Source organism: Candidatus Pantoea bituminis, from assembly GCF_018842675.1.
Lineage (GTDB): Bacteria > Pseudomonadota > Gammaproteobacteria > Enterobacterales > Enterobacteriaceae > Pantoea > Pantoea phytostimulans.
In genome coordinates this window covers 153488-179589 of record NZ_JAGTWO010000004.1, presented here as the reverse complement: position 1 = coordinate 179589, position 26102 = coordinate 153488, and the positions used below count along the sequence as shown (strand labels likewise).

The following is a 26102-nucleotide window of genomic DNA, read 5'->3' as shown; positions in this document are numbered from 1 at the left end:
AATGTGCTTTTTCGAGATTTTGCAGCGACATATCACTCCCTTCTGAATCCGTTGGAGGTTACGCGAAACCGGCATGCGCACGAGCTGACCACAACGAGCCAGCGAAGAGTTAAGTAAAGACGCGAGTGCAAAAAAAGCGACAGTAATCAAAGAAAAACGCCAGCATTATGCTGGCGCTGAGGGGATTAGCAGAGTTCGAGGTGAACTTCGTGTTGTTCAATCACTTTTAATACGCTGGCAGGTGGCGCTTGGTCAGTGTAGAGATAATCGAGCAGGCTCATATTGCCCAGATTAACCATCGCGTTGCGACCGAATTTAGAGTGATCCACCACCAGCATGACGCAGCGTGAGTTCTCAATGATGGCACGCTTGGTACGGACTTCATGATAATCAAACTCCAGCAGCGAGCCATCCATATCAATGCCGCTGATACCGAGAATGCCGTAATCGAGGCGGAACTGCGAAATGAAGTCCAGCGTGGCTTCACCCATGACCGCACCGTCGCGGGTGCGCACTTCGCCACCCGCAATAATCACCCGGAAATCAGGTTTGCCCATTAACAGCATCGCTACGTTAAGGTTGTTGGTCACAACCCGCAAATCGTTATGGTTGAGTAGCGCATGCGCTACCGCTTCCGGCGTGGTACCGATGTCGATAAACAGCGTAGCGCCGTCCGGGATCTGGCTAGCAACACGCTGAGCAATACGCGCTTTTTCTTCCGACAACATCATTTTACGATCTTGCCAGGCGGTATTTTCAGAGCTGGAAGGCAGCGCCGCGCCACCATGATGGCGTTGAATTTTGTTTTGATCGGCAAGGTCGTTCAAATCGCGACGAATGGTTTGCGGGCTCACTTCGAAGTGATCGACCAGCTCTTCGGTACTGACATAACCCTGGCGCCGAACCAGATCGATAATGGCGTCATGACGTTGCGTCTGCTTCACATTGCTCTCCTGTTTTCGGCCAGTGGCCGCTGTTCTTTTTATTACGCCTGACGGCGCTTTGTTTTGCGCGTATCAACAAAAGCCATGGCTAATCCCACCACTAAACCGGCAACGTGCGCCGCGTTGGCAATGGCCAGACCCAATGCGCCAAACCAGCCAATCACTAGCCAGACAAGGGCGAATCCAATCAAACCTCGTTCGAGGTAAATACCGCTGTCGGGATCGCGTTCGCCGCGTAGCCAGCAATATCCCATCAAGGCGTAAACCACACCCGACAAACCACCAAACCAGATACCGCTGAATTTAGCCTGCATCCAGCCACTAAGCAGGGCGGAAATCAGCAGGATGACAAACAGCTTACCGCTGCCTAGCCGTTTTTCGACGGCGCCGCCGAGATACCACCACCACATCAGGTTGAACAAAATGTGCAGCAGCGAAAAATGCAAAAAGGCGTGGCTGAACCAACGCCACACTTCCAGATATTGATCCGGGCCATCTGGCCAGGCGAGCCAGTACATTACGGTACGGTCGCCAACGATCTGCATCAGAATAAACACCGCAATACAGACCACCATTCCAGTAAGCGTTAGCGGCCCCGCTCGCTCGCGGATATTCGCCCAGAAGTTAGTGCGCTCATAGCGCAAACCGCTGTCGGTTTTGCCGCTGTGCCAACTGGCTGCTCGATACCGTGGATGATTCGGATCGTGCACAAACTGTTGAAGTTCGTTTTCGACCATCGACAGTTTGCTTTCATCATCCAACATGATGACGTAATGGCTTTCGTGCTCAATACGCAGCGTAACGCCGCGCGTTGCCATGTAATCGACGAACGCCTGCGCCATGCGCGGCTGGTTGAATTGGGTAATGCGCATGATACGTAACTCTCCATGTGACGATGTGCTGTTTAAACGCTGCCGTTAGCGACCTGCATCGGGAAAGCAGCACGCCAGGCATCAAAACCGCCATCAATGCTATAAGCCGCCGCAAATCCCTGACTCAACAAATATTGTGCTGCGCTTTTGCTGCTGTTGCCGTGATAACACATCACCAACACCGGTAATGTTTGATCGGCATCCGCAATAAAGGCGTTGAGGTTGCTGTTTGACAGGTGCAAGGCTCCCGCAGCGTGGCCAAGCGCGAAACTTTGTGGATCGCGTATATCCACCAGCAGCGCGCCCTGCTCCAGCTGCGCCTGTGCCTGCTGAACATCAATACATTCGAAGGTTTCCATGGTGTCTCTCATTACTGCGTCACAATTAGCGCTTAGTGTAACCCGAGAATTAGCGCCAATAACCTGACAAACACTGCGGACTTGTATTTTTTTCACGTTCAGAATGTTAGCTATATCACGCAAAAATGTTTTTACCGGGTTAAAAGCTGGCATCAATGTTGGTTTACGATTATTATTATGCTCGAAAACGAACATTAATGAACTATTCCGAACATCGGAGGAGATGACGTGGAAACCAAAGACCTGATCGTGATCGGCGGCGGCATCAACGGTGCCGGCATTGCAGCGGATGCTGCAGGACGCGGACTGTCGGTGCTGATGCTGGAGGCGCGGGATCTGGCTTGCGCGACCTCTTCTGCCAGTTCAAAACTGATTCACGGTGGCCTGCGCTACCTTGAGCACTACGAGTTTCGCTTAGTGAGCGAAGCGCTGGCTGAGCGTGAAGTGCTATTGAAAATGGCGCCACACATTGCGTTTCCAATGCGCTTTCGTCTGCCGCATCGCCCGCACCTGCGTCCAGCATGGATGATTCGTACCGGCCTGTTTATGTACGATCACCTCGGTAAGCGCACCAGCTTACCCAGCAGCAAAAGCCTGCGTTTTGGCGCGGATTCCGCCCTGAAGCCTGAGATCACGCGCGGATTCGAATATTCCGACTGTTGGGTTGATGATGCGCGCATGGTTGTCTTAAATGCGCAGGAAGTGGTGAAGCACGGCGGTGAAGTTAAAACGCGTACTCGTGTGACGCGTGCCTGGCGTGAAGGCGGTTTGTGGATGGTAGAAGCTGAAGATGTCGACAGCGGAAAAACCTTCACCTGGCGCGCTAAAGGATTAGTGAACGCGGCGGGTCCGTGGGTGAAACAGTTCTTTGACGACGGCCTGAAGCTAAAATCGCCTTACGGTATTCGCTTAATCAAAGGCAGCCACATTGTGGTGCCGCGCGTTCATACTGAGAAACAGGCTTATATCCTGCAGAACGAAGATAACCGCATTGTGTTTGTCATTCCGTGGATGGATGAGTTCTCGATTGTCGGCACCACCGACGTCGAATACAAAGGCGATCCGAAAAACGTCAAGATCGATGATAACGAGATCGATTATCTGTTGAAGGTGTACAACGGTCACTTCAAAAACAGCTGGTTGCTGACGATATCGTTTGGACTTATTCCGGTGTGCGTCCGTTATGTGATGATGAATCTGATTCACCGCAGGCCATCACTCGCGACTATACGCTGGACGTGCGTGATGAAAATGGCCAGGCGCCGTTGCTGTCAGTGTTTGGTGGCAAGCTGACCACCTATCGCAAACTGGCGGAGCATGCGCTGGAAAAACTGACCAAGTATTTCCCGAATGCGGGTCCAGCCTGGACCAAAACCTGCGTATTGCCAGGCGGTAACATCGCGGGAACGCGTGAAGATTATGCAGCTAGCCTGCGTCGTCGTTATCCGTTTATCAGTGAAAACATGGCGCGTCATTATTCACGTACCTATGGCAGCAATACTGAAGTTTTGTTAGAAGGCGCGAAAAGCCGGGAAGATTTAGGTGAGAACTTTGGTCATGAGTTCTATGAAGCAGAGCTGCGTTATTTAGTGCAGAACGAATGGGTTCGCGAACTGGATGATGCAATCTGGCGCCGCACCAAGCAAGGCATGTGGCTGACCAAAGAGCAGCAGGCGCGTGTGGCTGAGTGGCTGGCGGCTAAACCGGCGTTGTCGCTGGCTTCATGATAATGTGAGTCGTCCACTCTTCGGTTAGCCGAAGAGTATTCAGACGATAAAAAAACGCAGAGGACGCTTTTTGTCCTCTGCGTTTTGCATTTTACGCTTCTGGATTCTCATCCACGCGGCAAGATTACAACCTTACCGGCGCAATGTGCCAAATCTCATCCGCATATTCCTGAATCGTTCTGTCCGACGAGAAGTAACCCATCCCAGCAATATTTAACGCGGCGCGACGTTGCCATTCATCCGGCTGACGATACAGCGCATCCACTTTGTCCTGCGTATCCACATAGCTACGATAATCGGCCAGGAGTTGATAGTGGTCGCCGAAATTCACTAACGAGTCGAACAGATTACGATAGCGACCCGGATCGGAAGGGCTAAATACACCCGAGGCAATTTGGGTCAGCACCTGATGCAGCTCCGCATCCTCTTCATAATATTTACGCGGGTTATAACCTCCCCGGCGCAACGCTTCGACCTGCGGTGTAGTGTTACCGAAAATAAAGATATTCTCTTCACCAACATGGTCGAGCATTTCAACATTGGCGCCATCCAGCGTCCCAATGGTCAGCGCGCCGTTGAGTGCGAACTTCATGTTACTGGTGCCCGAGGCTTCTGTTCCTGCGGTAGAGATCTGCTCAGAGAGATCGGCGGCGGGAATAATGATCTGCGCCAGACTCACGCTGTAGTTGGGAATAAACACCACTTTCAGCTTGTTCTTTACCTGCGGATCGTTGTTGATCACTTTCGCGACATCGTTGATCAAATGGATAATGTGCTTCGCGACGTAATAGGCCGACGCGGCTTTACCGGCGAAGATATTGACGCGCGGCACCCAATCTCCATCCGGCTCAGCTTTAATTCGGTTGTAACGGGTAATCACGTGCAACACGTTGAGCAACTGACGTTTGTATTCGTGAATACGCTTGATCTGCACATCAAACAGCGCATTAGGATCGAGCACCACATCAAGATTTTTGGCAACCCAATCCGCTAAGCGACGCTTGTTCTGGTATTTGGCATCAGCCACTTTTTTGATAAAGGCCGGGTAATCAATCTGCGCTTTCAACTCATTTAACTGGCTCAGTTCGGTACGCCAGTTACGACCAATCTCGTCATCTAACACGTCAGACAGCGCTGGGTTAGCCAACGCCAGCCAGCGACGCGGCGTCACACCATTGGTTTTATTGCAGAAACGGCCAGGGAACAGACGCGAGAAATCAGCAAACAGCGACTGCACCATCAGGTTAGAGTGCAATTCCGAGACGCCGTTAACCTTATGGCTCACTATCACCGCCAGCCACGCCATACGAATTCGTCGGCCATCTTTTTCATCGATAATGGAGATGCGCGACAGCAATTCCCAGTCATCCGGGTAATAGTCCTGAATGGTTTTCAGGAAGTAATCGTTGATCTCAAAGATGATGCCGAGATGGCGCGGCAGAATTTTGCCGATCATGTCCACTGGCCAGGTTTCCAGCGCTTCCGTCATCAACGTATGGTTGGTGTAGGAGAAGACCTGACAAATCACTTCAAACGCATTGTCCCACGTGAACTTGTGCTCATCAATTAACAGGCGCATCAGTTCAGGAATCGCTAACACGGGATGCGTGTCATTGAGGTGAATGGCGATTTTATCCGCGAGATTGTCCCACGTTTGATGCATGCGCCAGTGACGATTAAGAATATCCTGCACCGTTGCCGACACCAGGAAATACTCCTGACGTAAACGCAGCTCACGCCCAGAATAGGTTGAATCATCGGGATAGAGCACGCGCGAGACGTTTTCTGAATGGTTCTTATCTTCAACTGCCGCAAAGTAATCGCCCTGATTGAACTTACCCAGGTTGATTTCATTACTGGCCTGCGCTCCCCACAATCGCAGCGTGTTGGTCGCGTCGGTGTCAAAACCAGGAATGATTTGATCGTAAGCCATCGCCAGGATCTCTTCCGTTTCCAGCCAGCGCACCTTGGTGCCCTCATGCTGAATACGTCCACCGAAACGCACTTTGTATCGGGTGTTGAAACGTTGAAATTCCCACGGATTACCATATTCCAGCCAGTAATCGGGCGACTCTTTCTGCTCGCCATCCACAATGTTCTGTTTGAACATGCCGTAATCGTAGCGAATGCCATAACCGCGGCCTGGCATGCCCAAAGTGGCGAGAGAATCGAGGAAGCAAGCGGCCAAACGGCCTAACCCGCCATTACCTAAGCCCGGATCGTTCTCCTCTTCCATGAGTTCAGCCAGATCGAGACCCATTTCGTCTAATGCTTGGTTAAGATCGTCATAAATGCCCATCGACAACAGCGCATTCCCCAACGTGCGGCCCATCAGAAACTCCATCGACAGGTAATAAACCTGGCGCACATCCTGCGATAGCTGAGCACGGCTGGAACGCAGCCAGCGTTCAACCATGCGATCGCGTACCGCCAGCAGCGCGGCGTTGAGCCACTCATGCTTATTGGCAATGGAAGGATCTTTACCAATGGTGAACATCAGCTTATAGGCAATCGAGTGCTTTAAAGCATCAACCGTCAACGTCGGTGAGGCGTAAGTGAAAGGTGCATTCATATCCAGTATCCCATCCGTTACAACAAACGTTGGTAAAGGTCGCGGTAGGCTTGCGCTGCCACCTGCCAGCTAAAATCCATTCCCATCGCCTGACGCTGGACATAACGCCAGAGCGAGGGACGGGACCACAGTACAAAAGCGCGTCTAATCGCCCGTAAAAGTGACCAGGCGTTACTGTCTTCAAAACTAAAACCGCTGGCGATGCCGTCTGCCAGATTTTCCAGAGAACTGTCGTTAACCGTATCCGCCAAACCACCGGTTCTTCTTACCAGCGGCAAGGTGCCATATTTCAATCCATAAAGTTGCGTAAGTCCGCAGGGTTCGAAACGGCTTGGCACCATGATGACGTCTGCACCGCCAACAATGCGGTGGGAGAAGGCTTCGTGATAACCAATTTGTACCCCTACGCTGCCAGGATGCTCCGCTGCCGCCGCTAAAAAGCCCTGCTGCAATTCCGCATCGCCCTGACCAAGCAGCACCAGCTGTCCACCCTGCGCCAGCAGGCCGGGCAACGCTTCGAGCACTAAATCCAGCCCTTTCTGCCGCGTCAGGCGGCTGATGACGGCAAACACCGGGGCTTTTTCATCCACTTTCAACCCCATCGCGACCTGCAACTGGCGCTTGTTTTCCGCTTTGGCTTCCAGCGTGTCGCGGTTGTAGCGGGCACTGAGCAGCAGATCGTGCGCCGGATCCCAAATGGAGGGATCCACGCCATTTAAGATGCCACTCAACCGCCCTTCGAGCATACGCTGCGCCAGCAAGGTTTCCATGCCGTAACCAAACTCTGCCGAGGTAATCTCATGCGCATAAGTTGGACTCACTGCCGTAATATGATCGGCATAAAACAGCCCAGCTTTAAGAAAAGAAATTTGGCCAAAAAATTCAAGGCCGTGCATGTTGAAAAACGACTGCGGCAGCTGAATCTCAGCCATGTGATGCGCAGAGAACAAGCCTTGATACGCCAGGTTGTGCACCGTAAACACCGATTTTGCCGGACGCCCGCGCGCTTCCATGTAGGCGCAGGTGAGTCCCGCATGCCAGTCGTGCGCATGCACAATGTCAGGACGCCAGTAAGGATCAAGCCCACACGCCAGCTCGCACCCCATCCAACCCAGTAGCGCAAAACGCATATAGTTATCAACATAGGCGAACTGCGATTCGTCGTGATACGGACTTCCCGGTCGGTTATAAAGTCCGGGCGCATCGATTAAATAAATACCCACACCATCGAACTGTCCAAAAAGTAAGCTTACAGGACCCGCAAAGGTCTGTAGCTCGGCAACGACTTGTGTATCAGGAATGCCTTTACGCAATGCAGGAAACGCGGGAAGCAGCACCCGCGTATCCGTTCCACCTGCAATTTGTGCTTGAGGTAATGCCCCGACTACATCAGCCAACCCGCCAGTTTTTAGCAGCGGAAAAAGTTCTGAACAGACATGTAAAACCTGCATCCTCGACCTCATTAAGTTATCAGACACGATCCGCGTGCCGATTGCGTGTGCCGCTTATCGCTTACTGCCCCGCAGTAGCCAATTTGGCCAACATGGCGCGGGTAACCAGTACGATGCCCTCTTCCGAACGGTGAAACCGGCGGCTGTCTTCATCTGGATTTTCACCAATCACCATCCCTTCTGGCAGCACGCAGGCGCGGTCAATCACACAGCGGCGCAGACGACAGGATCGGCTCACTACCACATCAGGCAGCAGCACGGTGGAATCGATATTGCAAAAAGAATTAACGCGCACGCGTGGGAAAAGCACGGAGTTCACCACCACTGAGCCGGAGATAATGCAGCCGCCGGAGACCAACGAATTCATGGTCATGCCGTGGCTACCGGATCGATCCTGCACAAACTTGGCAGGCGGCAGCGGTTCCATATGCGTGCGTATTGGCCAGGTAGAGTCATACATATCCAACTCAGGTGTTACCGAAGCCAGGTCGAGGTTGGCACGCCAGTAAGCTTCCAGCGTCCCCACATCGCGCCAATAAGGCGGCGCGTTGTCATCGTTTTGCACACAGGAGAGCACAAACGAATGGGCATAACCTTCGCCGCTCGCCACGATTTTTGGCAAAATATCCTTACCAAAATCGTGATTCGAATTAGGTTCCTGTAAGTCTTCTTCTAGCAGTTGATAAAGATAATCTGCGTTAAAAACGTAGACACCCATGCTGGCCAGTGCCTTGGTGTCATCACCCGGCATGGTCGGCGGTTTTGGCGGTTTCTCAACAAAATCCACCACCATATTCTCTTCATCTACCGCCATCACGCCGAATGCCGTCGCTTCATGCACCGGCACCGGTAAACAGGCGATGGTGCATTTCGCCTCTTTGCCCACGTGATCCAACAGCATGCGTGAGTAATCCATTTTATAAATATGGTCCCCGGCAAGAATCACGATGTATTGCGCCTGATAGCGACGAATGACGTCAAGATTTTGGGTCACAGCATCGGCGGTGCCGCGATACCATTGGTCGGTGGCTAAACGCTGCTGCGCTGGCAGCAAATCCACAAACTCATTCATCTCTTCGTTGAAGATCGACCAGCCACGCTGAATATGCTGGGTTAGCGTATGCGACTGGTATTGAGTGATAACGCCAATGCGGCGGATGCCGGAGTTGACGCAGTTGGAAAGCGCAAAGTCGATGATGCGAAACTTGCCACCGAAATGCACTGCGGGTTTGGCACGTTTTGCCGTCAGATCGACCAGGCGCGTACCGCGTCCTCCCGCGAGGATCAGGGCCACCGTTTGTGAAGGGAGTTGGCGGGCCAACATCAGGTGTTCTGTTCTATCTAATTTAACCATGTCTGACTCCTTATGATTGCTTTTGGAACACGCACACACCGTGTGCGGGACCATGCCAGACAGTTAACAAAATGGGGTTATCGTCCCCGGCGAAAGGAGGAAGGGCACGCCATTCTCCGTCTGGTAAGGCGATATCACTCACCGATTCCGTGGCGTTTATTGTTATTAACCAGCGGCCGGAGAGCAGGATCTGCAATCTATGCGCCCCCTGCGTCCATTCTTCGTGCTGCAGTGGTTTGCCGCTGGCATTGAGCCACTGCACATTGTCGTCACCCGGCTGCCACCAGCGATCCTTGGTCAGCGCGGGAATGCGCTGGCGCAGATGGATCAATGCAGCGGTGAAATCGACCAAGCCGTTATCGCCTTCCTGCCAGTCAAGCCAACTGAGCGCGTTGTCCTGACAATAAGCGTTGTTGTTTCCGTGTTGGCTGTTGCCACGCTCATCGCCAGCCAACAGCATAGGTGTGCCTTGCGACAGCAGCAGCGTGGTGAGTAAGCCATGCACGCTGAGGCGTCGGCGCTCAATGACATCGAAGCTAACGCTAAGCCCTTCTTTGCCGTGATTGTTACTAAAGTTACTGCCATGACCGTCGCGGTTGTCTTCGCCGTTGGCTTCGTTATGTTTATTGTTGAAGCTCACCAGATCGCACAGCGTAAAACCGTCATGGGCGGTAATGAGATTAATCGTGGCATGAGGTTGCCTTGCCTCACGCTGATAAAGATCGCTGGAAGCCGCAAAGCGCCGGACAAAATCACTGTTGCTCATTTCGCCGCGTAGCCAATAGCGGCGCGCAGTATCACGAAACTGATCGTTCCATTCAGCAAAGGGCTGCGGATAGTTACCCACCTGATAACCGTGGGGACCGATATCCCAAGGCTCGGCAATCAATTTGCACGTCGACAGCAGCGGGCAAGCGCGTATCGCCTCGAATAGCGGCGCATCGCGCTGGTAATCGGGTGTGCGGCCCATTACCGTAGCGAGGTCAAAACGGAAACCATCAACGTGGCAAACGCGTACCCAATAGCGCAGCGCTTCCAGCGTCCATTCCATTACCCGCGGATGATTAAGGTTGACTGTGTTGCCACAGCCGGTCCAGTTTTCGTAATCGCCCTGCTCGTTGAGCCAGTAATAGCTGGCATTGTCGATACCACGCATCGAGATCGTTGGGCCCGCCTCGTGCAGTTCTGCGGTGTGGTTAAACACCACGTCCAGCAGCACTTCAATACCTGCGGCGTGCAGATTTTTCACCGCCTGTTGGAACTCCTGCAAAGGCGTTACACCATCCTGCCCAGCGGCGTAACGTGGGTCGACAGCCCAAAGTGCAAACGGGTTGTAGCCCCAATAATTGCTTAATCCAAGCCGCAGCAAACGCGGCTCGCTGGCAAAGTGGGCAATCGGCAGCAGTTCGATGGCGGAGATGCCAAGGTGGCTGAGATAATCCACCATAACAGGATGGCCTAGCGCCGCGTAAGTCCCGCGCAGCGTTTCCGGAATATCCGGGTGCTGGAGGGTTAACCCACGCACGTGAGCTTCATAAATAACCGTTTTTCCCCACGGCGTGCGCGGTGCAATATCATCTTCCCAGTCAAAATCTTCCGCCACCACCAGCGACTTAGGCGCTATCGCCGCGTTATCCAAGGGATCGGGTTCAACTTCACCACTTTGAAAACGCGGATCATCCGGTACATCGCCCACCACCTCGCGGGCACAAGGATCCACCAACAGCTTGGCCGGATTAAAGCGATGCCCTTTTTGCGGTGCCCAAGGGCCATGAACGCGATAGCCATAGCGCTGGCCTGGTTTAAGCGCAGGAAAATAGCCGTGCCAGATATCTTCAGTGCGGCCCGGCAAGTCAAAACGGTGTTCAACGCCATGATCATCAAACAGACAAAGTTCGACGCGTTCGGCATGCTGTGAAAACAGGGTAAAATTAACCCCTTTACCATCGTAAACAGCACCTAACGGTTCAGGCTGACCGGGTTTTAATGTCATTCGGCCTCCCGCACCAGCCACACAGTAGCAAGCGGTGGCAGACTCAGACTCAGCGATTGTGGTCGTCCATGGCTTTCAATCTGATCGGTATGCACTAAATGGTTACGTACATCGCTGCCATGATATTCGTGCTGGTCGGTGTTAAGCACCTCGCGCCAGTTGCCCGCTTGATTCACACCAAAACGGTAACCGGGACGCGTAACTGGCGTGAAGTTACTGGCAACAATCATCTCGTTGCCTTCACGATCGCGGCGGATAAACACAAATACCGAATTTTCAGCGTCATCAACCACTAGCCACTCAAAGCCTGCCGGATCGTAGTCAAGCTGATAGAGCTGCGTGTAGTGGCGATAAGTGAAGTTAAGGTCGCGCACCAGGCGATGTACGCCGTGGTGCCAGTTGTCTTCGCCTTCCAGCAGATGCCAGTCGAGGCTGGTATCGTGATTCCACTCTCTGCCTTGGGCAAATTCATTGCCCATGAACTGCAGCTTTTTACCGGGAAACGCCCACATCCAGCCGTAATAAGCCCGCAGATTGGCAAATTTTTGCCATGCATCGCCCGGCATGCGATCCAGAATAGAGCGCTTGCCATGTACCACTTCATCGTGCGACAGCGGCAACACAAAGTTTTCGGTGTAGTTGTACATCATGCCGAAACTCATCAGATTGTGATGAAAACGGCGATGCACCGGATCGAGTTTCATGTAGTCCAGCGTGTCGTGCATCCAACCGAGATTCCATTTGAACCAGAAGCCCAATCCGCCGCTTTCCGGTGGACGCGAAACGCCAGGGAAATCGGTGGACTCTTCCGCCATGGTGATCGTGCCTTCTGCCGCATGGCCCAAAGTACGGTTGGTGTAACGTAAGAAGGTAATGGCTTCGAGGTTTTCACGGCCGCCGAAATGATTGGGAACCCATTCACCTTCAGCGCGGCTGTAGTCGCGGTAAATCATTGATGCCACCGCATCTACACGCAATCCATCAATGCCAAACCGCTCCAGCCAGTACAGCGCGTTGCCAGAGAGGTAATTACTGACTTCTCGGCGACCGAAGTTATAAATCAGCGTGTTCCAGTCCTGATGATAGCCTTCACGCGGATCGCTGTGCTCGTAGAGTTCGGTGCCGTCAAATTTCGCTAAACCAAAATCATCGCTAGGGAAATGGCCCGGCACCCAATCCAGCAGCACGTTCAAGCCCGCCTCATGAGCGCTGGCGATGAAGTCACGGAATTCATCGCGCGCACCAAAGCGACGCGTGGGTGCGTACATACCCAGCGGCTGATAACCCCAACTTCCATCAAACGGATGTTCGTTAATCGGCAGCAATTCAAGGTGAGTAAAACCCATCTCTTTGACGTAAGGAATCAGCTGCTCAGAGAGCTCTTTGTAACTCAGCCAGAAATTGTTGTCGGTGTGACGACGCCAGGAGCCCAGATGCACTTCATAGATTGAGATAGGCTGGTCGAAAGCATTGGCGGCTTTGCGCTCGGCACTCATCTCCACTTTGTTGGGCAGGCCACAAATCATTGACGCGGTTTCTGGACGCATCTGCGCTTCAAAGGCAAAGGGATCAGCTTTGATGCGCAGCTTGTCGTTGGCATCGATGATTTCAAATTTGTAGAGCTGACCGTTAAACGCGCCGGGGACAAACAGTTCCCAGATGCCCATCTCCTGACGCAGGCGCATCGGGTGACGACGTCCATCCCAGAAGTTGAAATCGCCTACCACCGAAACGCGGCGTGCATTCGGCGCCCAGACGCAAAAGCGCGTACCGTTAACGCCATCTATCACCGCGCCGTGTGCGCCTAAGGTTTCATAAGGACGTAAATGCGTCCCTTCCGCCAGCAACCACGCATCCATCTCTTCCAGCAGCGGGCCAAAGCGATAAGCATCATCCAGTAAATTTTGCTGGCCGTGCCAGTTTACCGCCAGCTGATAGCGAAACGGCTTTTTACGACGCGGAATCACGCCGCTAAAAAAGCCACGCGAATCGACACATTTCAGTTGGGCCAGTTTGCGCCCGGTGTTGGTTTCAATAACCCAGACTTCCGAGGCTTCGGGTAGCAAGGCTCGCACTTCAAGTCCTTGCTCAGTCTGGTGCATCCCTAATAACGAAAAGGGATCGGCGTAATTACCCGCAAACAGGGCATTGATCGCCTGGCGATCGGGAAGCTCTGACATGACTTTCTTCCTGTGATATTTGGCAGGCGAAATGGATGCGACTTGTCTCGCGCAACAGATGCACTGCTCTTCATTGAGCCATGAGTACAACGGCAAGGGAGATAAGCCAGTCCGTGGGAAAGAGTCTTTGCCGTGTACAACAACCATTCAGTTCAAAAATCAAAACAGTTTACTAGCGGCACATCATTGTTAAATCATAGCTTGGCGAGAGAAGTTGCCAGGGAAGAAACCAAAAAAATTATTAACTAACAGACAAAAAGGGGAAGCGGATCACTTCCGGGAGGCAAGCTAATTGACTTATTACAGGATAAAAAGAGAAAAGGCCGAAGTTTTTCGGCCTTTGAAAGAGGTTTTCAGAATTAGTCGACCAGCAGGCGCAGCATACGACGCAGCGGCTCAGCAGCGCCCCACAACAGTTGATCGCCAACCGTAAAGGCGGAAAGGTATTCCGGCCCCATATTGAGCTTGCGCAAGCGACCCACTGGCGTAGTCAGCGTGCCGGTGACAGCGGCAGGCGTGAGTTCACGCATCGTTAATTCACGATCGTTTGGCACGACTTTTACCCATTCATTGTGCGAAGCCAGCAGTTGTTCAATGTCGGCCAGCGGCAGGTCTTTTTTCAGCTTCAGGGTAAATGCCTGACTGTGGCAGCGCAGCGCGCCTACGCGCACGCACAAGCCATCGACTGGAATAGTGTGCTGCGTACCCAGAATCTTGTTGGTTTCGGCCTGGCCTTTCCACTCTTCGCGGCTCTGACCATTGTCCAACTGCTTGTCGATCCATGGAATCAGGCTGCCCGCCAGCGGCACGCCGAAGTTATCGGTTGGCAGCGTGCCGGAGCGAGTGAAGTCAGTCACGCTGCGTTCGATATCAAGAATCGCTGAGGCGGGATTCTGCAGCGATTTCGCTACGTGATCGTGCAACATGCCCATTTGTGTCAGCAGTTCGCGCATGTGACGCGCACCGCCACCTGATGCAGCTTGATATGTCGCCACCGAGGCCCACTCAACCAGATTTTGCGTAAACAGACCGCCGAGCGACATTAGCATCAGGCTTACGGTACAGTTCCCGCCGACAAAGGTATTGAGACCACTGTCAATGCCCTGACGAATAACCTGTTGGTTTACCGGATCGAGGATGATGATGGCATCCTCTTTCATACGCAGCGTGGACGCCGCATCAATCCAGTAACCTTTCCAGCCGCTGGCGCGCAGCTTAGGATAAACTTCACTGGTATAGTCGCCGCCCTGGCAGGTAATAATGATATCCAGCGCCTTTAGTGCATCGATATCAAACGCATCCTGCAGCGTGCCATGGTGTTTACCGCCAAACTCTGGCGCCGCCTGACCATGCTGCGAGGTAGAGAAGAAGACCGGATTGATGACATCAAAATCGCGTTCTTCGATCATGCGGGACATCAGCACAGAGCCGACCATACCGCGCCAACCAACTAAACCTACATTCTTCATGTTGTGTCCGTCTCAGGCGGTGTTAACGACCTGACTTTTATCGATGGGAAGAGCGGAATGCCACTTTCACTCCACTCTGCGTAATAATGAGAATTACCGTTACTCTACAGACTTCGCGTTGCAGGAAGGCGGCAAGCTGATTCAGCCCCAAGCGCTTACTCTGGTAAGTAACTGGGGTGAAGTCGTGCAGCCAACGCACCGGCGGCGTGAAGTCTGTGGGGTATATGACGACCAACTCTACAAAATGCAGCACATCTGGCAAGTGAATTAATTCGATGGCGCTAACTTTTTCAGCAGCGCACCTAATAACAGTAATTTATCGACAATAAGATGATGTAAAACGAATGACTGAAATGATCTCTGCGACAATATTATTGTTGCTAATTATGGATCCGCTGGGCAATTTACCGATTTTTATGTCGGTTTTGAAGCATCTGGAACCCAAGCGGCGGCGTATTGTGTTGATCCGCGAAATGCTGATCGCCCTGGCAATTATGTTGCTGTTTCTGTTTGCGGGTGAACGCATCCTGGCGTTTTTGAATCTGCGTACGGAAACCGTTTCAATTTCGGGTGGCGTGATCCTGTTCCTGATCGCAATAAAAATGATTTTCCCTTCTCCTGAAAGCAGCAGTACCGGTTTGTCTGCGGGAGAAGAACCTTTTCTGGTACCGCTGGCGATTCCGCTGGTTGCAGGCCCTTCATTGCTGGCAACCTTGATGCTGTTATCGCATCAATATCCCCATCAAATGTCGTATCTGGTAGGCGCGCTGCTGATCGCCTGGGGCGCTACGGTGGTAATTCTGCTGCTGTCAGGCCTGTTTCTGCGGTTACTGGGTGATAAAGGCGTAAATGCGCTGGAACGTCTGATGGGATTAATTCTGATCATGCTGGCAACGCAGATGTTTTTGGATGGGATTCGGGTTTATTTAAAGTTGTAGTTTGGGTAGGTTTTGCTTACTGCGCGTTATTGGCCTCTGCGCGCTGTCCCCCACCTCAGTCCTCCCCCATAAATGGGGGAGGAAGATGCTGCTTTATGTTAGTGATGAGACGGCATGTGGCAGCGTCTCCTTCCCCGCGATGCGGGGAAGGCCGAGATGGGGGACAAACGACCTCGCACTTGAGAGGACAAACGACGCCTCACCAAAAAATTAAGACAACAACGTAAACGCGATCATACCGACAATGGCACCGACCGTGCCGAGGATGGTTTCCATCAACGTCCACGTTTTCAATGTTTCCGCTTCGCTGGCACCGGTAAAGCGCCCGAACAGCCAGAAACCCGCATCATTCACGTGGCTGATAATGATCGACCCGCCGCCAATACAAATCGACAACGCAGCCAGCTGCGCGCCACTGTAATGCAGCGGCTCAATCACCGGCATGATCAACCCCACCGTGGTTAAGCACGCGACGGTCGCCGAACCTTGAATCACACGTACCGCGCCAGAGAGAATAAAACAGGCCAGCGCGATCGGCAGACCAGCTCCGGTCAGCGCATTGCCCAACACCGGGCCCACGCCAGAATCGACCAGTACCTGCTTAAATACACCGCCCGCACCAATCACCAGCAGAATAATCCCCGCCGGTTGCAGCGCACTGCCGCATACCTGCATCACCTTCTCTTTGTCCATGCCCTGACGATAAGCCAGACCATAAATCGCCACCAGGCAAGCCAGTAAAATCGCAATAAACGGATGGCCAATAAACTCCAGCCATTGATACAGCGAAGTGCCTTCGGTGGTAAAGCGCGCGCCAATGGTTTTCAGGCCAACCAACACCAGCGGAAACAAAATCAGCGACAGGCTAAAACCAAAGGATGGTAGCTTGTTTTCATCAACATCAGGTTGATGATCTTCCGGCGGCGAACTGAAGGTTACGTGATTACCGATGAAGTTGCCGAACAGCGGACCAGCAATCAACATGCCCGGAATGGCGGCGCACAGGCCCAGCAAAATCATCCAGCCGAAATCGGCGTGCATCTGTGAAGCCAGCAACATTGGTGCAGGTCCCGGCAGTAGAAAAGCTGCCGCCGCCGCAACGCCCGCAAACAGCGGGATCACCAGTTTCACCAGATTACCTTGAGTGCGACGTGCCACCGCGAAAGCGATGCTGATCAGCAACACCACCGCGACTTCAAAAACAGCGGCAGCGCACAGATCAATCCTGCGATACCCATCGCGTAGTGCGCACGGCTTTCGCCAAAAGCTTTCAACATGCGAATGGCGATTTGGTCAACTGCGCCAGTTTCATGCAAAATTTTGCCGAACATTGCGCCCAACGCCACGACAATAGCCAAAAAACCGAGCGTACCGCCCATCCCTTTCTGCATGGTTTCAGCGATTTGATCCAGCGGCATGCCGGAAAACAAACCCGCCCCCACAGAGACAATCATCAAAGCAACAAAAGCATGCATGCGGGCTTTCATCACCAAAAACAGCAGCAGCAGGACTGAGCCTGCTGCCGTCAAAACGAGTGTTGCGGTATTCATTGCCTAGCCTTGATTGATTGCTTCCTTGATGGTCGCAACCGTAGCCGCTACAACCTCGTCGAGTGAATGATCAATATTCACTGATAGTACGTCCGGCTCGTCACTGCCCGGCTCTTCCAGCGTGGCGAACTGCGTCACCAGCATTTGCGGCTTGAAGAAGTGGCCTTTGCGCGCTTTCAGGCGTGACTCGATGGTGTCGAAATCCCCTTTCAGGTAGACAAAACTCAGGTTGGCATTGCCCTGACGCAGGATGTCACGGTAACGCTTTTTCAGCGCGGAGCAGACAATAATGGAGATCTCTTGGGTGCGCTGCATCGCAAACGCTGCATCATTAAGGGCTTGTAGCCACGGCTGGCGATCGTTGTCATCCAGCGGATGACCCTCTGCCATTTTCATGATGTTGGCACGCGGATGGAGAAAATCACCGTCGAGAAAGGCGGTATTCAGTTGATGCGAAACCTGGTTGGCGACGGCAGATTTGCCGCTGCCTGAAACGCCCATCAGGATAAAGACGTGATGCGACGGGGAGTGCGTTGTCATTTTTCTTCTCCGGCAGGTGGAATTGCCAATGTTACCGATAACAATGTCATTTCTCATTGTCTTGACCGCTTAACAGCCTGGCAACCCTTTTACCCGGAAAAGCACAAAAGTGTGAACTGACTCAAAGATTCGACAGAATCAGATGCTGCCGCCTTCCGCTATTTCAAAACCCACATCCAGCGGCTGGCTTACACTGTGATCGCCCGCAATACGCGCCAGTAACAGCGCGGCAGCTTCACGTCCCATACGGTCGCGTGGCGTCAGCACTGTCGCTAAAGGCGGCGTCACCACTAGCGCAATATCATGTCCGTGGAATCCAGCAATCGCCATTTGCGTCGGCACGTGTAATCCCTGACGCTGGCACTCAAACATCGCACCAACCGCCAGGTCATCATTGGTACAAAACAGGCTGTCTGTTTCAGGGTAAAGACGTTGCGCTTCACATAACAACTCACCACCGGCACTGAACGAAGAGGCATCTTCCATCATCACGCTGTGCGGCGTGAGCCCCGCTTCCTGCATCGCTTTTTCGTAGCCACGCTGCTTTTGCAACGTACGTTCATCAAGGCGAGCACCTAAATAGACGGTGTGTCGATGGCCTTTATTCAGGATAGCCTGTGTCATCTGACGTGCCGCTTCGACATTGTCAAAACCCACCGCCATATCCAAACAAGGCGTAACGCTGTCCATTACTTCTATGACCGGGATCCCCGCCACTTCAAGCATGCGCAGCGTGCCCGGCGTATGGCTGCGTTCCGTCAGGATCACCCCATCAATATTCCAGCCCAACAGCGATCGTAGCTGCAACTCCTCTTTTGCGGGTTATAGCCAAAGTGCGCCACCAGCGTCTGGTAGCCCGCTTCATCGGTAACGGCTTCGATGCCACGCAGTACATCGGCAAATACCTGATTGGTCAGCGAAGGCAGCAGCACGCCGATGGCGCGACTGGTGGCGTTAGAAAGCATATCGGGGGCGCGATTGGGGATATAACCGAGCTCATCCAGCGCCACGGCGATCTTCTCGCCCAGCGCAGCGGAGACCTGCTGGGGATTGCGCAGGTAGCGGCTGACGGTCATTTTAGTAATGCCGACGCGATCGGCAACGTCCTGTAATACCGGTCTTTTTTCTTCATCGTAAGCGCCTGGAGTCAGCTGAAAGCTAATTTACGATGAGTCTAACATTAAATTGTCATGGAATTGCCAACGGGGCACGACGATGCGCGCCCCTTAACGTTTTAGACTGGCGGCAGATCAAACAGCAGCACTTCGGCAGCGCTGTCCGCTTCAATTGTCAGTGTATTTTCATCCCAAATAGCAAACGCATCGCTGGTTCCAGCGGGCTGACCATTGACCTTTACATCGCCCTTCACCACTTGGATCCAGACGCGGCGACCCGCTTCAATCTCCACGCTGTCGCTATCCCCGGCGGCAAACAGCCAACGCGATAGCGTCATATCCTGATAAACCTTCAACGAGCCGTCACGCGCATCCGGTGTCAGGACAAATTGGCGACCTTTTATATCCGGGAACCGGCGCTGATCGTAGCGCGGTTCAATGCCGGTGCGCTCAGGGATAATCCAGATCTGATACAGGTGCAGCGCATCCGTTTTGCTGGCGTTGTATTCCGAATGACGCACACCGGTACCGGCGCTCATGATCTGGAATTCACCAGTGGGAATCTGCTCTTTATTGCCCATGCTGTCTTGGTGCTCAACGGTGCCGGACAACACATAAGTCAGAATTTCCATGTCTCTGTGCGGATGAGTGCCAAAACCCTGCCCTCCATCGATCACATCTTCGTTGATCACGCGCAGCGCCGAGAAGCCCATAAAGTTGGCATCGTAATAGTCGGCAAAGGAGAAAGTGTGCCAGCTATCCAGCCAACCGTGATTGGCATGGCCGCGTTCTTCAGCTTTACGTAAATAGATCATGTTCAAATCTCCTCAATGTTTTATGTAGTCTGTGCCTGAGGGGAAAAGATTGATAGCTGAAAAACTTCATTCCTCTGTTCAAAAAAAATGATGAAGATGGCGTCCCGTAGACGCGCTTTTTGTACGATACCGTCATTGGGGCTGGCGGGTGGGAACGAAGGTCAGAAACCGCTTATACGCAGTAAAAAAAGCCAGCACCCGGGCTGGCTAAATAATACTGGAAGCAATGTGAGCAATGTCGTGCTTTCTAAGGACGTCGTTGGAGTCCCGAGAACGCATGGCAATAATAATCATTATCATTCGCGTCTGTAAAGTGTTTTTGAGAATAATTTTCATTTAATTAATTCAAAAAACCCTTGATGTTAAAAGGGATTATTCGAATCCAAACGAAAACCTTTCTGTTATTCCCCATAAAAAAGGCACCTAACCGGTGCCTTAAAGACTTAATAACCTGCGCTGAGATCGTCCACGCTGCGCGGATCGGATGCGCCATATAATGTGCCATCTGGCCCAATCATAATGCTCTGGGTGCTGCCCATAGCGGGCAGAACTTTTACGTGCTGACCTTTATTCTCCAGCAGGCGCAGCGTATCCGGGCTAAAGCCTTTTTCAACGCGTAGCTGATCCGGCAACCATTGATGATGGAAGCGCGGCGCGTTAGTCGCTTCTGCCACATTCATGCCAAAATCGATACTGTTAACCACCATTTGCAGCACAGTTGTGATGATTCGACTACCGCCTGGACTACCAGTAACCAGCCAGGTTTTACCCTCTTTCGCCACAATGGTCGGAGACATCGACGAGAGCGGACGTTTTGCCGGTTGTACAGCATTCGCTTCTCCGCCAACCAATCCGTAAACGTTTGGCGTACCGGGTTTGGCAGAGAAATCATCCATTTCGTTGTTCATCAGGATGCCGCTGTTGCCCGCCACGATGCCGCTGCCGAAATAGGTGTTGAGCGTGTAGGTTACTGCGACCGCGTTGCCGTTCTTGTCCACCACCGAGAAATGGGTGGTCTGATTGCTTTCATAAGGCGCGAGTTTGCCGGGTTTGATCTCACTGGAAGGACGCGCTTTTGCCACATCAATCTGCTGCGCCAGCGACTTCGCATAGGCTTTGCTGGTCAATGCCTGCCAAGGAACTCTGACGAAATCTGGGTCGCCAAGATATTCAGAGCGGTCAGCGTAAGCGTATTTCTCCGCTTCAGCCATTACCTGCATCGCATCGGCGCTGCCAAAGCCCATCTTCGCTAAATCAAAGTTTTCCAAAATATTGAGGATTTGAACGATGTGAATGCCACCGGAAGAAGGAGGCGGCATCGAAAAGACCTCATAACCGCGATAGGTGCCACTAACGGGCTTGCGCTCAACCGCGCGGTAAGCCGCTAAATCCGCTTTGTTGATCAGACCACCGTGCTGCGCCATTTCTCCGGCGATTTCGTCGGCAATATTGCCTTTGTAAAATGCATCCGGTCCCTGCTGCGCAATTAACGTTAAGCTACGCGCCAGATTCTTCTGCACCAGACGATCGCCCTTCTGCCACGGCGTACCGTCCGGCTTGTAGAAAATAGCTTTGCTGTTGGCGTGGGTGATCAAGACTTCTTTGCCGTAGGTTTTCAGATCATCAGCCAGCGCATCGTTAACCACAATGCCGTCGCGCGCCAGTTTAATGGCCGGTGCCAGCAAGGTGCTCAGTGGCAATGTGCCATATTTTTGCGCAGCTAAGGCAAAACCGGCCACGGTGCCTGGCGTACCAGACGCGAGATGAGAAGTCAGTGAAAGCTTGCTATCAGCGTTGCCTTGCTTGTCGAGGAACATATCGCGTGAAGCGTGGCCCGGCGCCATTTCACGAAAATCGATGGCAGTGGTGCGGCCTGATGCAGTGCGCAGCAGCATAAAACCTCCGCCCCCAGGTTACCCGCCTGCGGATGCGTCACGGCTAAGGCGAATCCCACGGCAACGGCCGCATCAACGGCATTGCCGCCCTGACGCAGAATATCAACGCCGACGTTTGTCGCCATCGCATCTACTGAGGCCACCATGCCGTGCTGCGCTTTTACCGGGTGAAAGGTGTCACTGTCGACGCCATACGAAACCGGTGGCGTCGAACCAGGGGCTGCGCTGGCCCCACTCATCACCACAAAACTCATTAACAACGACCAGCCGAGCTGGCGCACCTTGCCTTGAATTTTCATCCTGCCACCATCCTCTGTTATTTACATTTTTTTATCATTTCTTCAAGTGATTACAAATACAGCAAATTATTGAGGGTTAAGTCAAATTCGGCACACTCTTAAATGTGGAGTTTGTGATATCTAATAAACTAGAAGAGGCAATCTAAAGGTTGATTTCAGCCTATTGCACACAGCAGCGATCGCGCTTACGGAGGGTTTTTTATGAAGAGATGGCTAATTGTTTTTGCGGCGCTCTTGCCGTTAACCAGCATGGCGAACACGCTGAACAGCACTAATGATCCGAACAAACCGGGCTACAATCCGAGCCAGCAGCGGATGCAGTCGCAGATGCAGAACCAGCAGCAACAGCAAAAAATGAAGTTGCAGCAGGAGCAGCAGCGGCAAAATCAGGACGTGCAGCGCAAAATGCAGGAACAGCGTGACAGTGCCCAGCAGCGTGTGATTAGAACGCAGCCGGGCCAGCAGCAGAATCAGAACTAAGTAAAATCGGGGCCAATGATGTCGATGCGATCGGTACAGATGGCATCGACGCCCCACTTCAGCAACGCCCGCGCCCGCTCTGGGTTATTTACGGTATAAGCCAAAATGCGTAAGCCTGCTGCTTTGAGTTCAGCAACGCGAGCTGCACTCAACACCTTGTGATTAAGGTGTATCGACACGCAATCCAGCGCGGTGGTCTTCTCCTGCCACTGTTTATCCCAACTGTGCAACAACAATCCGCGCGGCAGCTCAGGTTCAACCTGCATGGCGGCTTCCAGCGCTTCATAAGAGAAAGAAGAAAGTAACGGTGCGGTTTGACCTTGCCACAGTTGCGCCGCAGCCTGTGCGATAGCGCGACCGGTTTCAACTTCGCTGTTAGTTGTAGGTTTGATTTCGATATTCGCCATCATCTGATGCTGACGGCAGCGCGCGGCGACGTCGGCCAACAGCGCCAGCGGTTCACCGTTAAAGTCGCGGCTAAACCAGCTGCCCGCATCGAGTTTCGCCAGCTTGTCCCAGGACAACTCTCCGGCGATGCCCCAACCGTTACTGGTTCGATCAAGCGTGTCGTCGTGCAGCAGAAAAATTTGCGCATCGTTCGACAGTTTGGCATCGAACTCAATCATCAAATGACCATATTTCGCACCGATATCAATCGCCGCTAAGGTGTTTTCCGGTGCCAGTTTACCGCCACCGCGATGCGCGACGATGTGCGGGTAAGGCCAGTTTTTTGACTCATTCCAGACGCTTTCCATGGGTTGAATCGAAGAAGTGTAACGCATCTGCTGGCAGATGCAGCCACAGCGTGCTGCCCACCTTGGGACGTTCGCTGTAGGGCAAGCGCACCACTAAACGTGACTCGCCAATACGCCCATGTACCAGGTTGTCCGCGCCCAGCATCTCCAGCGTTTCGACCACCATCGGAATGCCTGCCTGCTCGCGGCTGCTGATCTGAATGTGTTCCGGGCGAATGCCGAGTACCATTGGCCGGTTTGCCCATTTCGCTTTATTTATGCCAAGCGGCAGCGCGCAGGAGGCATTAAGGGTGAAACGCGTGCCGTCGCTGTTGATGTCTCCTTTCAGCAGATTCATGGCCGGCGAACCGATAAACGCGGCAACGAATTGGCTGGCAGGCCGTTCATAGACATCAACCGGCGTGCCGATCTGCTCGACAATGCCTTTGTTCATCACCATTACTCTTTGCGCCAGCGTCATCGCTTCCACTTGATCGTGCGTGACATACAGGCTGGTGGTTTTCAGGCGGCGATGCAACTGTTGCAGTTCCAACCGCATCTGCACACGCAGCCGCGCATCTAAATTGGACAGCGGTTCATCAAACAAAAATACCGCCGGTTCGCGCACAATCGCCCGGCCCATCGCAACGCGCTGACGCTGCCCACCAGAAAGCTCACGCGGACGACGGCTTAAAAGCGGATCCAGCTCAAGACTGCGTGCGGCATCCAGTACGCGCTGACGGATCTGCTCTTTGCCCATACCGCGAATCTTTAAGCCATACGCCATGTTCTCTTCTACCGACATGTGCGGATAGAGCGCGTAATTCTGAAACACCATCGCGATGCCGCGATCTTTCGGTTCTTCGTGGGTGACACGTTTGCCATCGATATAAATATCGCCTGAGCTGACGCGCTCCAGCCCAGCGACCATGCGCAGCAGGGTTGATTTGCCGCAGCCGGACGGCCCCACCATTACCATAAATTCGCCCTCATTCACCGTGACATTCAGCGGTTGAATGACCTGATTTTTTCCATCGTAGGATTTTGTCACCGCCTGAAGCGTTACACCTGCCATCTCTTATTTCTCACTCTCAACCAGGCCACGCACAAAGGCGCGCTGCATGACGAATACCACCACCACCGGTGGGATCAGGGTTAATAACATTGCTGCCATGACTTCGTTCCACTGCGTGGGCGAACCGCTGCTGGAGATCATGCTTTTTATCCCGGCTACTGCTGTTCCCAGGCTGGCGTCGTTGATCACCAGCAACGGCCAAAGATATTGGTTCCAGCCGTAGATAAAGGTGATGACGAACAGCGCTGCCAGATTGGTTTTGGAGAGCGGCAGTACGATGTCCCAGAAAAAGCGCATCGGGCTGGCGCCATCAATGCGTGCCGCTTCAACCAGCTCATCGGGTAATGACATAAAAAACTGGCGAAACAGGAATGTCGCGGTAGCAGATGCCATCAGCGGCAGCGTTAAACCGCTGTAGCTGTCGAGCATGTTCAGATCCGCGATCACCTGCACAGTGGGGAAAATACGCACTTCAACCGGCAACATCAGGGTGATGAAAATCAGCCAGAAGAACAGCGTGCGCAGCGGAAAGCGAAACCACACCAGCGCAAAAGCGGAGAGAATCGACACCACGATTTTGCCGAAGGTGATGCCGAGCGCCATGATCATGCTGTTGAGCAACATCATGCCAAAAGCCGGACCGTTACCGTTGACGCCCTGTGTCCAGATGCGCGAGACGTTCTCCCATAAATGCGTGCCGGGAATCAGCGTCATTGGCACCTGATAAACTGCTTCGTTATCCAGCGTGGCGGCCACGAAAGCGACATACAGCGGAAACAGAATGGTCAGCACGCCAAGCACCAAAACGATGTGGCTAAAGATATCCAGCCCGCGTCGATTTTCAATCATTGGTATTGCACCTTACGCTCCACAAAGCGGAACTGAATCACCGTTAAGCCAATCACCAGCAGCATCAGCACCACGGATTGCGCCGCCGAGGACGACAGATCCAGGCCGGTAAATCCTTCGCGATAAATTTTGTAGATCAGCGTGGTAGTGGCCTGAACCGGACCGCCGCCGGTGGCGGCATCGATCACCGGGAAGGTATCGAAGAAGGCGTAAATCAGATTCACGACCAGCAGGAAGAAACTCACTGGTGTTATCAGCGGCAGCGATAAATTAAAGAAGCGGCGCACCGGACCTGCGCCATCGATTGCCGCCGCTTCCACCAGCGACTTAGGGATAGATTGCAGTGCAGCGAAGAAAAACAGGAAGTTATAGCTCATCTGCTGCCAGATAGAGGCCAGCACAATCAGGAACATCGCCTGTCCGCTGTTTTGCGCGTAGTTCCAGTTATAACCGACATGGTTCAGCAGGTAGCTGAACAGGCCAAGCCCAGGATTAAACAGGAACATCCACAATACCGCTGCGACAACCGGCGCGACGGCATAGGGCAGCAGCAGCAGCATTTGATAGAGCTTGCGCAGGCGAATGACGTAATCCACCAGCGCCGCCAGCAGCAGCGAAAAGGTCATGCCGCACACCGTGACCAATCCACTGAATTTTATCGTGGTCCAAAACGACGCCAGGTAATACGCATCAGCGAACAGGCGCTTGAAATTATCTAAACCGACAAAAGTGCTGGAGAGGCCAAAAGGATCGAGGTTTTGTAGCGAATACCACAGCGCTTCTCCGGCAGGCCAGAGAAAGAAAATAGCCGTAATCAGCAATTGCGGCAGCACCAGAAGATAGGGCAACGCGCTGGTGCGAAATACCGGACGAGATGAAGACATAGCGTGC

Annotated in this window: 18 protein-coding genes and 4 pseudogenes; 4 read left to right on the top strand and 18 right to left on the bottom strand. The window is 53.0% G+C overall.

The window, feature by feature from the left end; genetic code table 11:
- Positions 1–185 precede the first annotated feature (185 nt).
- The 3 genes from KQP84_RS04450 to glpE are packed head-to-tail and all read right to left on the bottom strand — an operon-like array spanning position 186 to position 2175.
- Complete coding sequence (locus KQP84_RS04450) at positions 186–944, bottom strand: DeoR/GlpR family transcriptional regulator (protein ID WP_215845376.1); 759 nt, start codon at positions 942–944, stop codon at positions 186–188.
- 41 nt (positions 945–985) lie between these two features.
- Positions 986–1816 carry a rhomboid family intramembrane serine protease GlpG gene (gene glpG, locus KQP84_RS04445; RefSeq protein ID WP_215845375.1) on the bottom strand — a complete coding sequence of 277 codons (831 nt, stop codon included), beginning with the start codon at positions 1814–1816 and terminating at the stop codon, positions 986–988.
- Positions 1817–1848: 32 nt separating this feature from the next.
- A complete protein-coding gene (glpE, locus tag KQP84_RS04440) occupies positions 1849–2175 on the bottom strand; it encodes a thiosulfate sulfurtransferase GlpE (RefSeq protein WP_215845374.1) in 327 nt (108 codons plus the stop codon).
- Between the two features lie 228 nt (positions 2176–2403).
- Here glpE and glpD point away from each other — a divergent pair.
- Positions 2404–3902, top strand: a pseudogene (glpD, locus tag KQP84_RS04435) (glycerol-3-phosphate dehydrogenase).
- Between the two features lie 124 nt (positions 3903–4026).
- Here glpD and glgP read toward each other — a convergent pair.
- The 6 genes from glgP to asd form a co-directional block, all read right to left on the bottom strand.
- Positions 4027–6474: a glycogen phosphorylase gene (glgP, locus tag KQP84_RS04430; RefSeq protein WP_215845373.1), complete on the bottom strand. Its 2448-nt coding sequence runs from the start codon at positions 6472–6474 to the stop codon at positions 4027–4029.
- Between the two features lie 17 nt (positions 6475–6491).
- Positions 6492–7925: a glycogen synthase GlgA gene (glgA, locus tag KQP84_RS04425; protein ID WP_215845372.1), complete on the bottom strand. Its 1434-nt coding sequence runs from the start codon at positions 7923–7925 to the stop codon at positions 6492–6494.
- Positions 7926–7986: 61 nt separating this feature from the next.
- A complete protein-coding gene (gene glgC / locus KQP84_RS04420) occupies positions 7987–9279 on the bottom strand; it encodes a glucose-1-phosphate adenylyltransferase (protein WP_215845371.1) in 1293 nt (430 codons plus the stop codon).
- 10 nt (positions 9280–9289) lie between these two features.
- Entirely contained in the window at positions 9290–11272 is a 1983-nt protein-coding gene (gene glgX / locus KQP84_RS04415) for a glycogen debranching protein GlgX (protein WP_215845370.1), read from the bottom strand.
- Positions 11269–13452 carry a 1,4-alpha-glucan branching enzyme gene (gene glgB, locus KQP84_RS04410; protein WP_215845369.1) on the bottom strand — a complete coding sequence of 728 codons (2184 nt, stop codon included), beginning with the start codon at positions 13450–13452 and terminating at the stop codon, positions 11269–11271. The genes glgX and glgB overlap by 4 nt, the downstream gene beginning before the upstream one ends.
- Before the next feature lie 359 nt (positions 13453–13811).
- The gene (asd, locus tag KQP84_RS04405) at positions 13812–14921 is read right to left on the bottom strand and encodes an aspartate-semialdehyde dehydrogenase (RefSeq protein ID WP_215845368.1); all 1110 of its coding nucleotides are present in this window, start codon (positions 14919–14921) and stop codon (positions 13812–13814) included.
- A gap of 43 nt (positions 14922–14964) precedes the next feature.
- On the opposite strand from asd, the gene KQP84_RS04400 reads away from it, so the two are divergent.
- Entirely contained in the window at positions 14965–15192 is a 228-nt protein-coding gene (locus KQP84_RS04400; protein ID WP_215845367.1) for a hypothetical protein, read from the top strand.
- A gap of 73 nt (positions 15193–15265) precedes the next feature.
- Positions 15266–15859 (top strand): YhgN family NAAT transporter, encoded by a 594-nt coding sequence (locus KQP84_RS04395; RefSeq protein WP_215845366.1) that lies wholly within the window; start codon positions 15266–15268, stop codon positions 15857–15859.
- Positions 15860–16069: 210 nt separating this feature from the next.
- Here KQP84_RS04395 and gntU read toward each other — a convergent pair.
- The 5 genes and pseudogenes from gntU to ggt form a co-directional block, all read right to left on the bottom strand.
- Positions 16070–17409: pseudogene (gene gntU / locus KQP84_RS04390) on the bottom strand (gluconate transporter).
- A 3-nt stretch (positions 17410–17412) separates the two neighbouring features.
- Entirely contained in the window at positions 17413–17949 is a 537-nt protein-coding gene (gene gntK / locus KQP84_RS04385) for a gluconokinase (protein WP_215845365.1), read from the bottom strand.
- A gap of 138 nt (positions 17950–18087) precedes the next feature.
- Positions 18088–19025 (bottom strand): annotated as a pseudogene (gene gntR / locus KQP84_RS04380) (gluconate operon transcriptional repressor GntR).
- A 158-nt stretch (positions 19026–19183) separates the two neighbouring features.
- On the bottom strand, positions 19184–19879 hold the full coding sequence (locus KQP84_RS04375) for a pirin family protein (protein ID WP_215845364.1): 696 nt from the start codon (positions 19877–19879) through the stop codon (positions 19184–19186).
- Between the two features lie 443 nt (positions 19880–20322).
- Positions 20323–22073, bottom strand: a pseudogene (gene ggt, locus KQP84_RS04370) (gamma-glutamyltransferase).
- A 201-nt stretch (positions 22074–22274) separates the two neighbouring features.
- Between ggt and KQP84_RS04365 the strand changes: the two are divergent.
- A complete protein-coding gene (locus KQP84_RS04365; RefSeq protein ID WP_215845363.1) occupies positions 22275–22553 on the top strand; it encodes a DUF2756 domain-containing protein in 279 nt (92 codons plus the stop codon).
- Here the strand turns inward: KQP84_RS04365 and ugpQ are convergent.
- The 4 genes from ugpQ to ugpA are packed head-to-tail and all read right to left on the bottom strand — an operon-like array spanning position 22550 to position 26095.
- The gene (ugpQ, locus tag KQP84_RS04360; RefSeq protein WP_252515221.1) at positions 22550–23335 is read right to left on the bottom strand and encodes a glycerophosphodiester phosphodiesterase; all 786 of its coding nucleotides are present in this window, start codon (positions 23333–23335) and stop codon (positions 22550–22552) included. The two genes, KQP84_RS04365 and ugpQ, sit on opposite strands and share 4 nt — an antisense overlap.
- Positions 23289–24362 carry a sn-glycerol-3-phosphate import ATP-binding protein UgpC gene (locus KQP84_RS04355; RefSeq protein WP_215845362.1) on the bottom strand — a complete coding sequence of 358 codons (1074 nt, stop codon included), beginning with the start codon at positions 24360–24362 and terminating at the stop codon, positions 23289–23291. Before KQP84_RS04355 ends, ugpQ begins: the two co-directional genes overlap by 47 nt.
- A gap of 3 nt (positions 24363–24365) precedes the next feature.
- Positions 24366–25211, bottom strand: coding sequence for a sn-glycerol-3-phosphate ABC transporter permease UgpE (ugpE, locus tag KQP84_RS04350; protein WP_215845361.1), 846 nt, complete (start codon positions 25209–25211; stop codon positions 24366–24368).
- Complete coding sequence (gene ugpA, locus KQP84_RS04345) at positions 25208–26095, bottom strand: sn-glycerol-3-phosphate ABC transporter permease UgpA (protein WP_215845360.1); 888 nt, start codon at positions 26093–26095, stop codon at positions 25208–25210. Before ugpA ends, ugpE begins: the two co-directional genes overlap by 4 nt.
- Positions 26096–26102 lie beyond the last annotated feature (7 nt).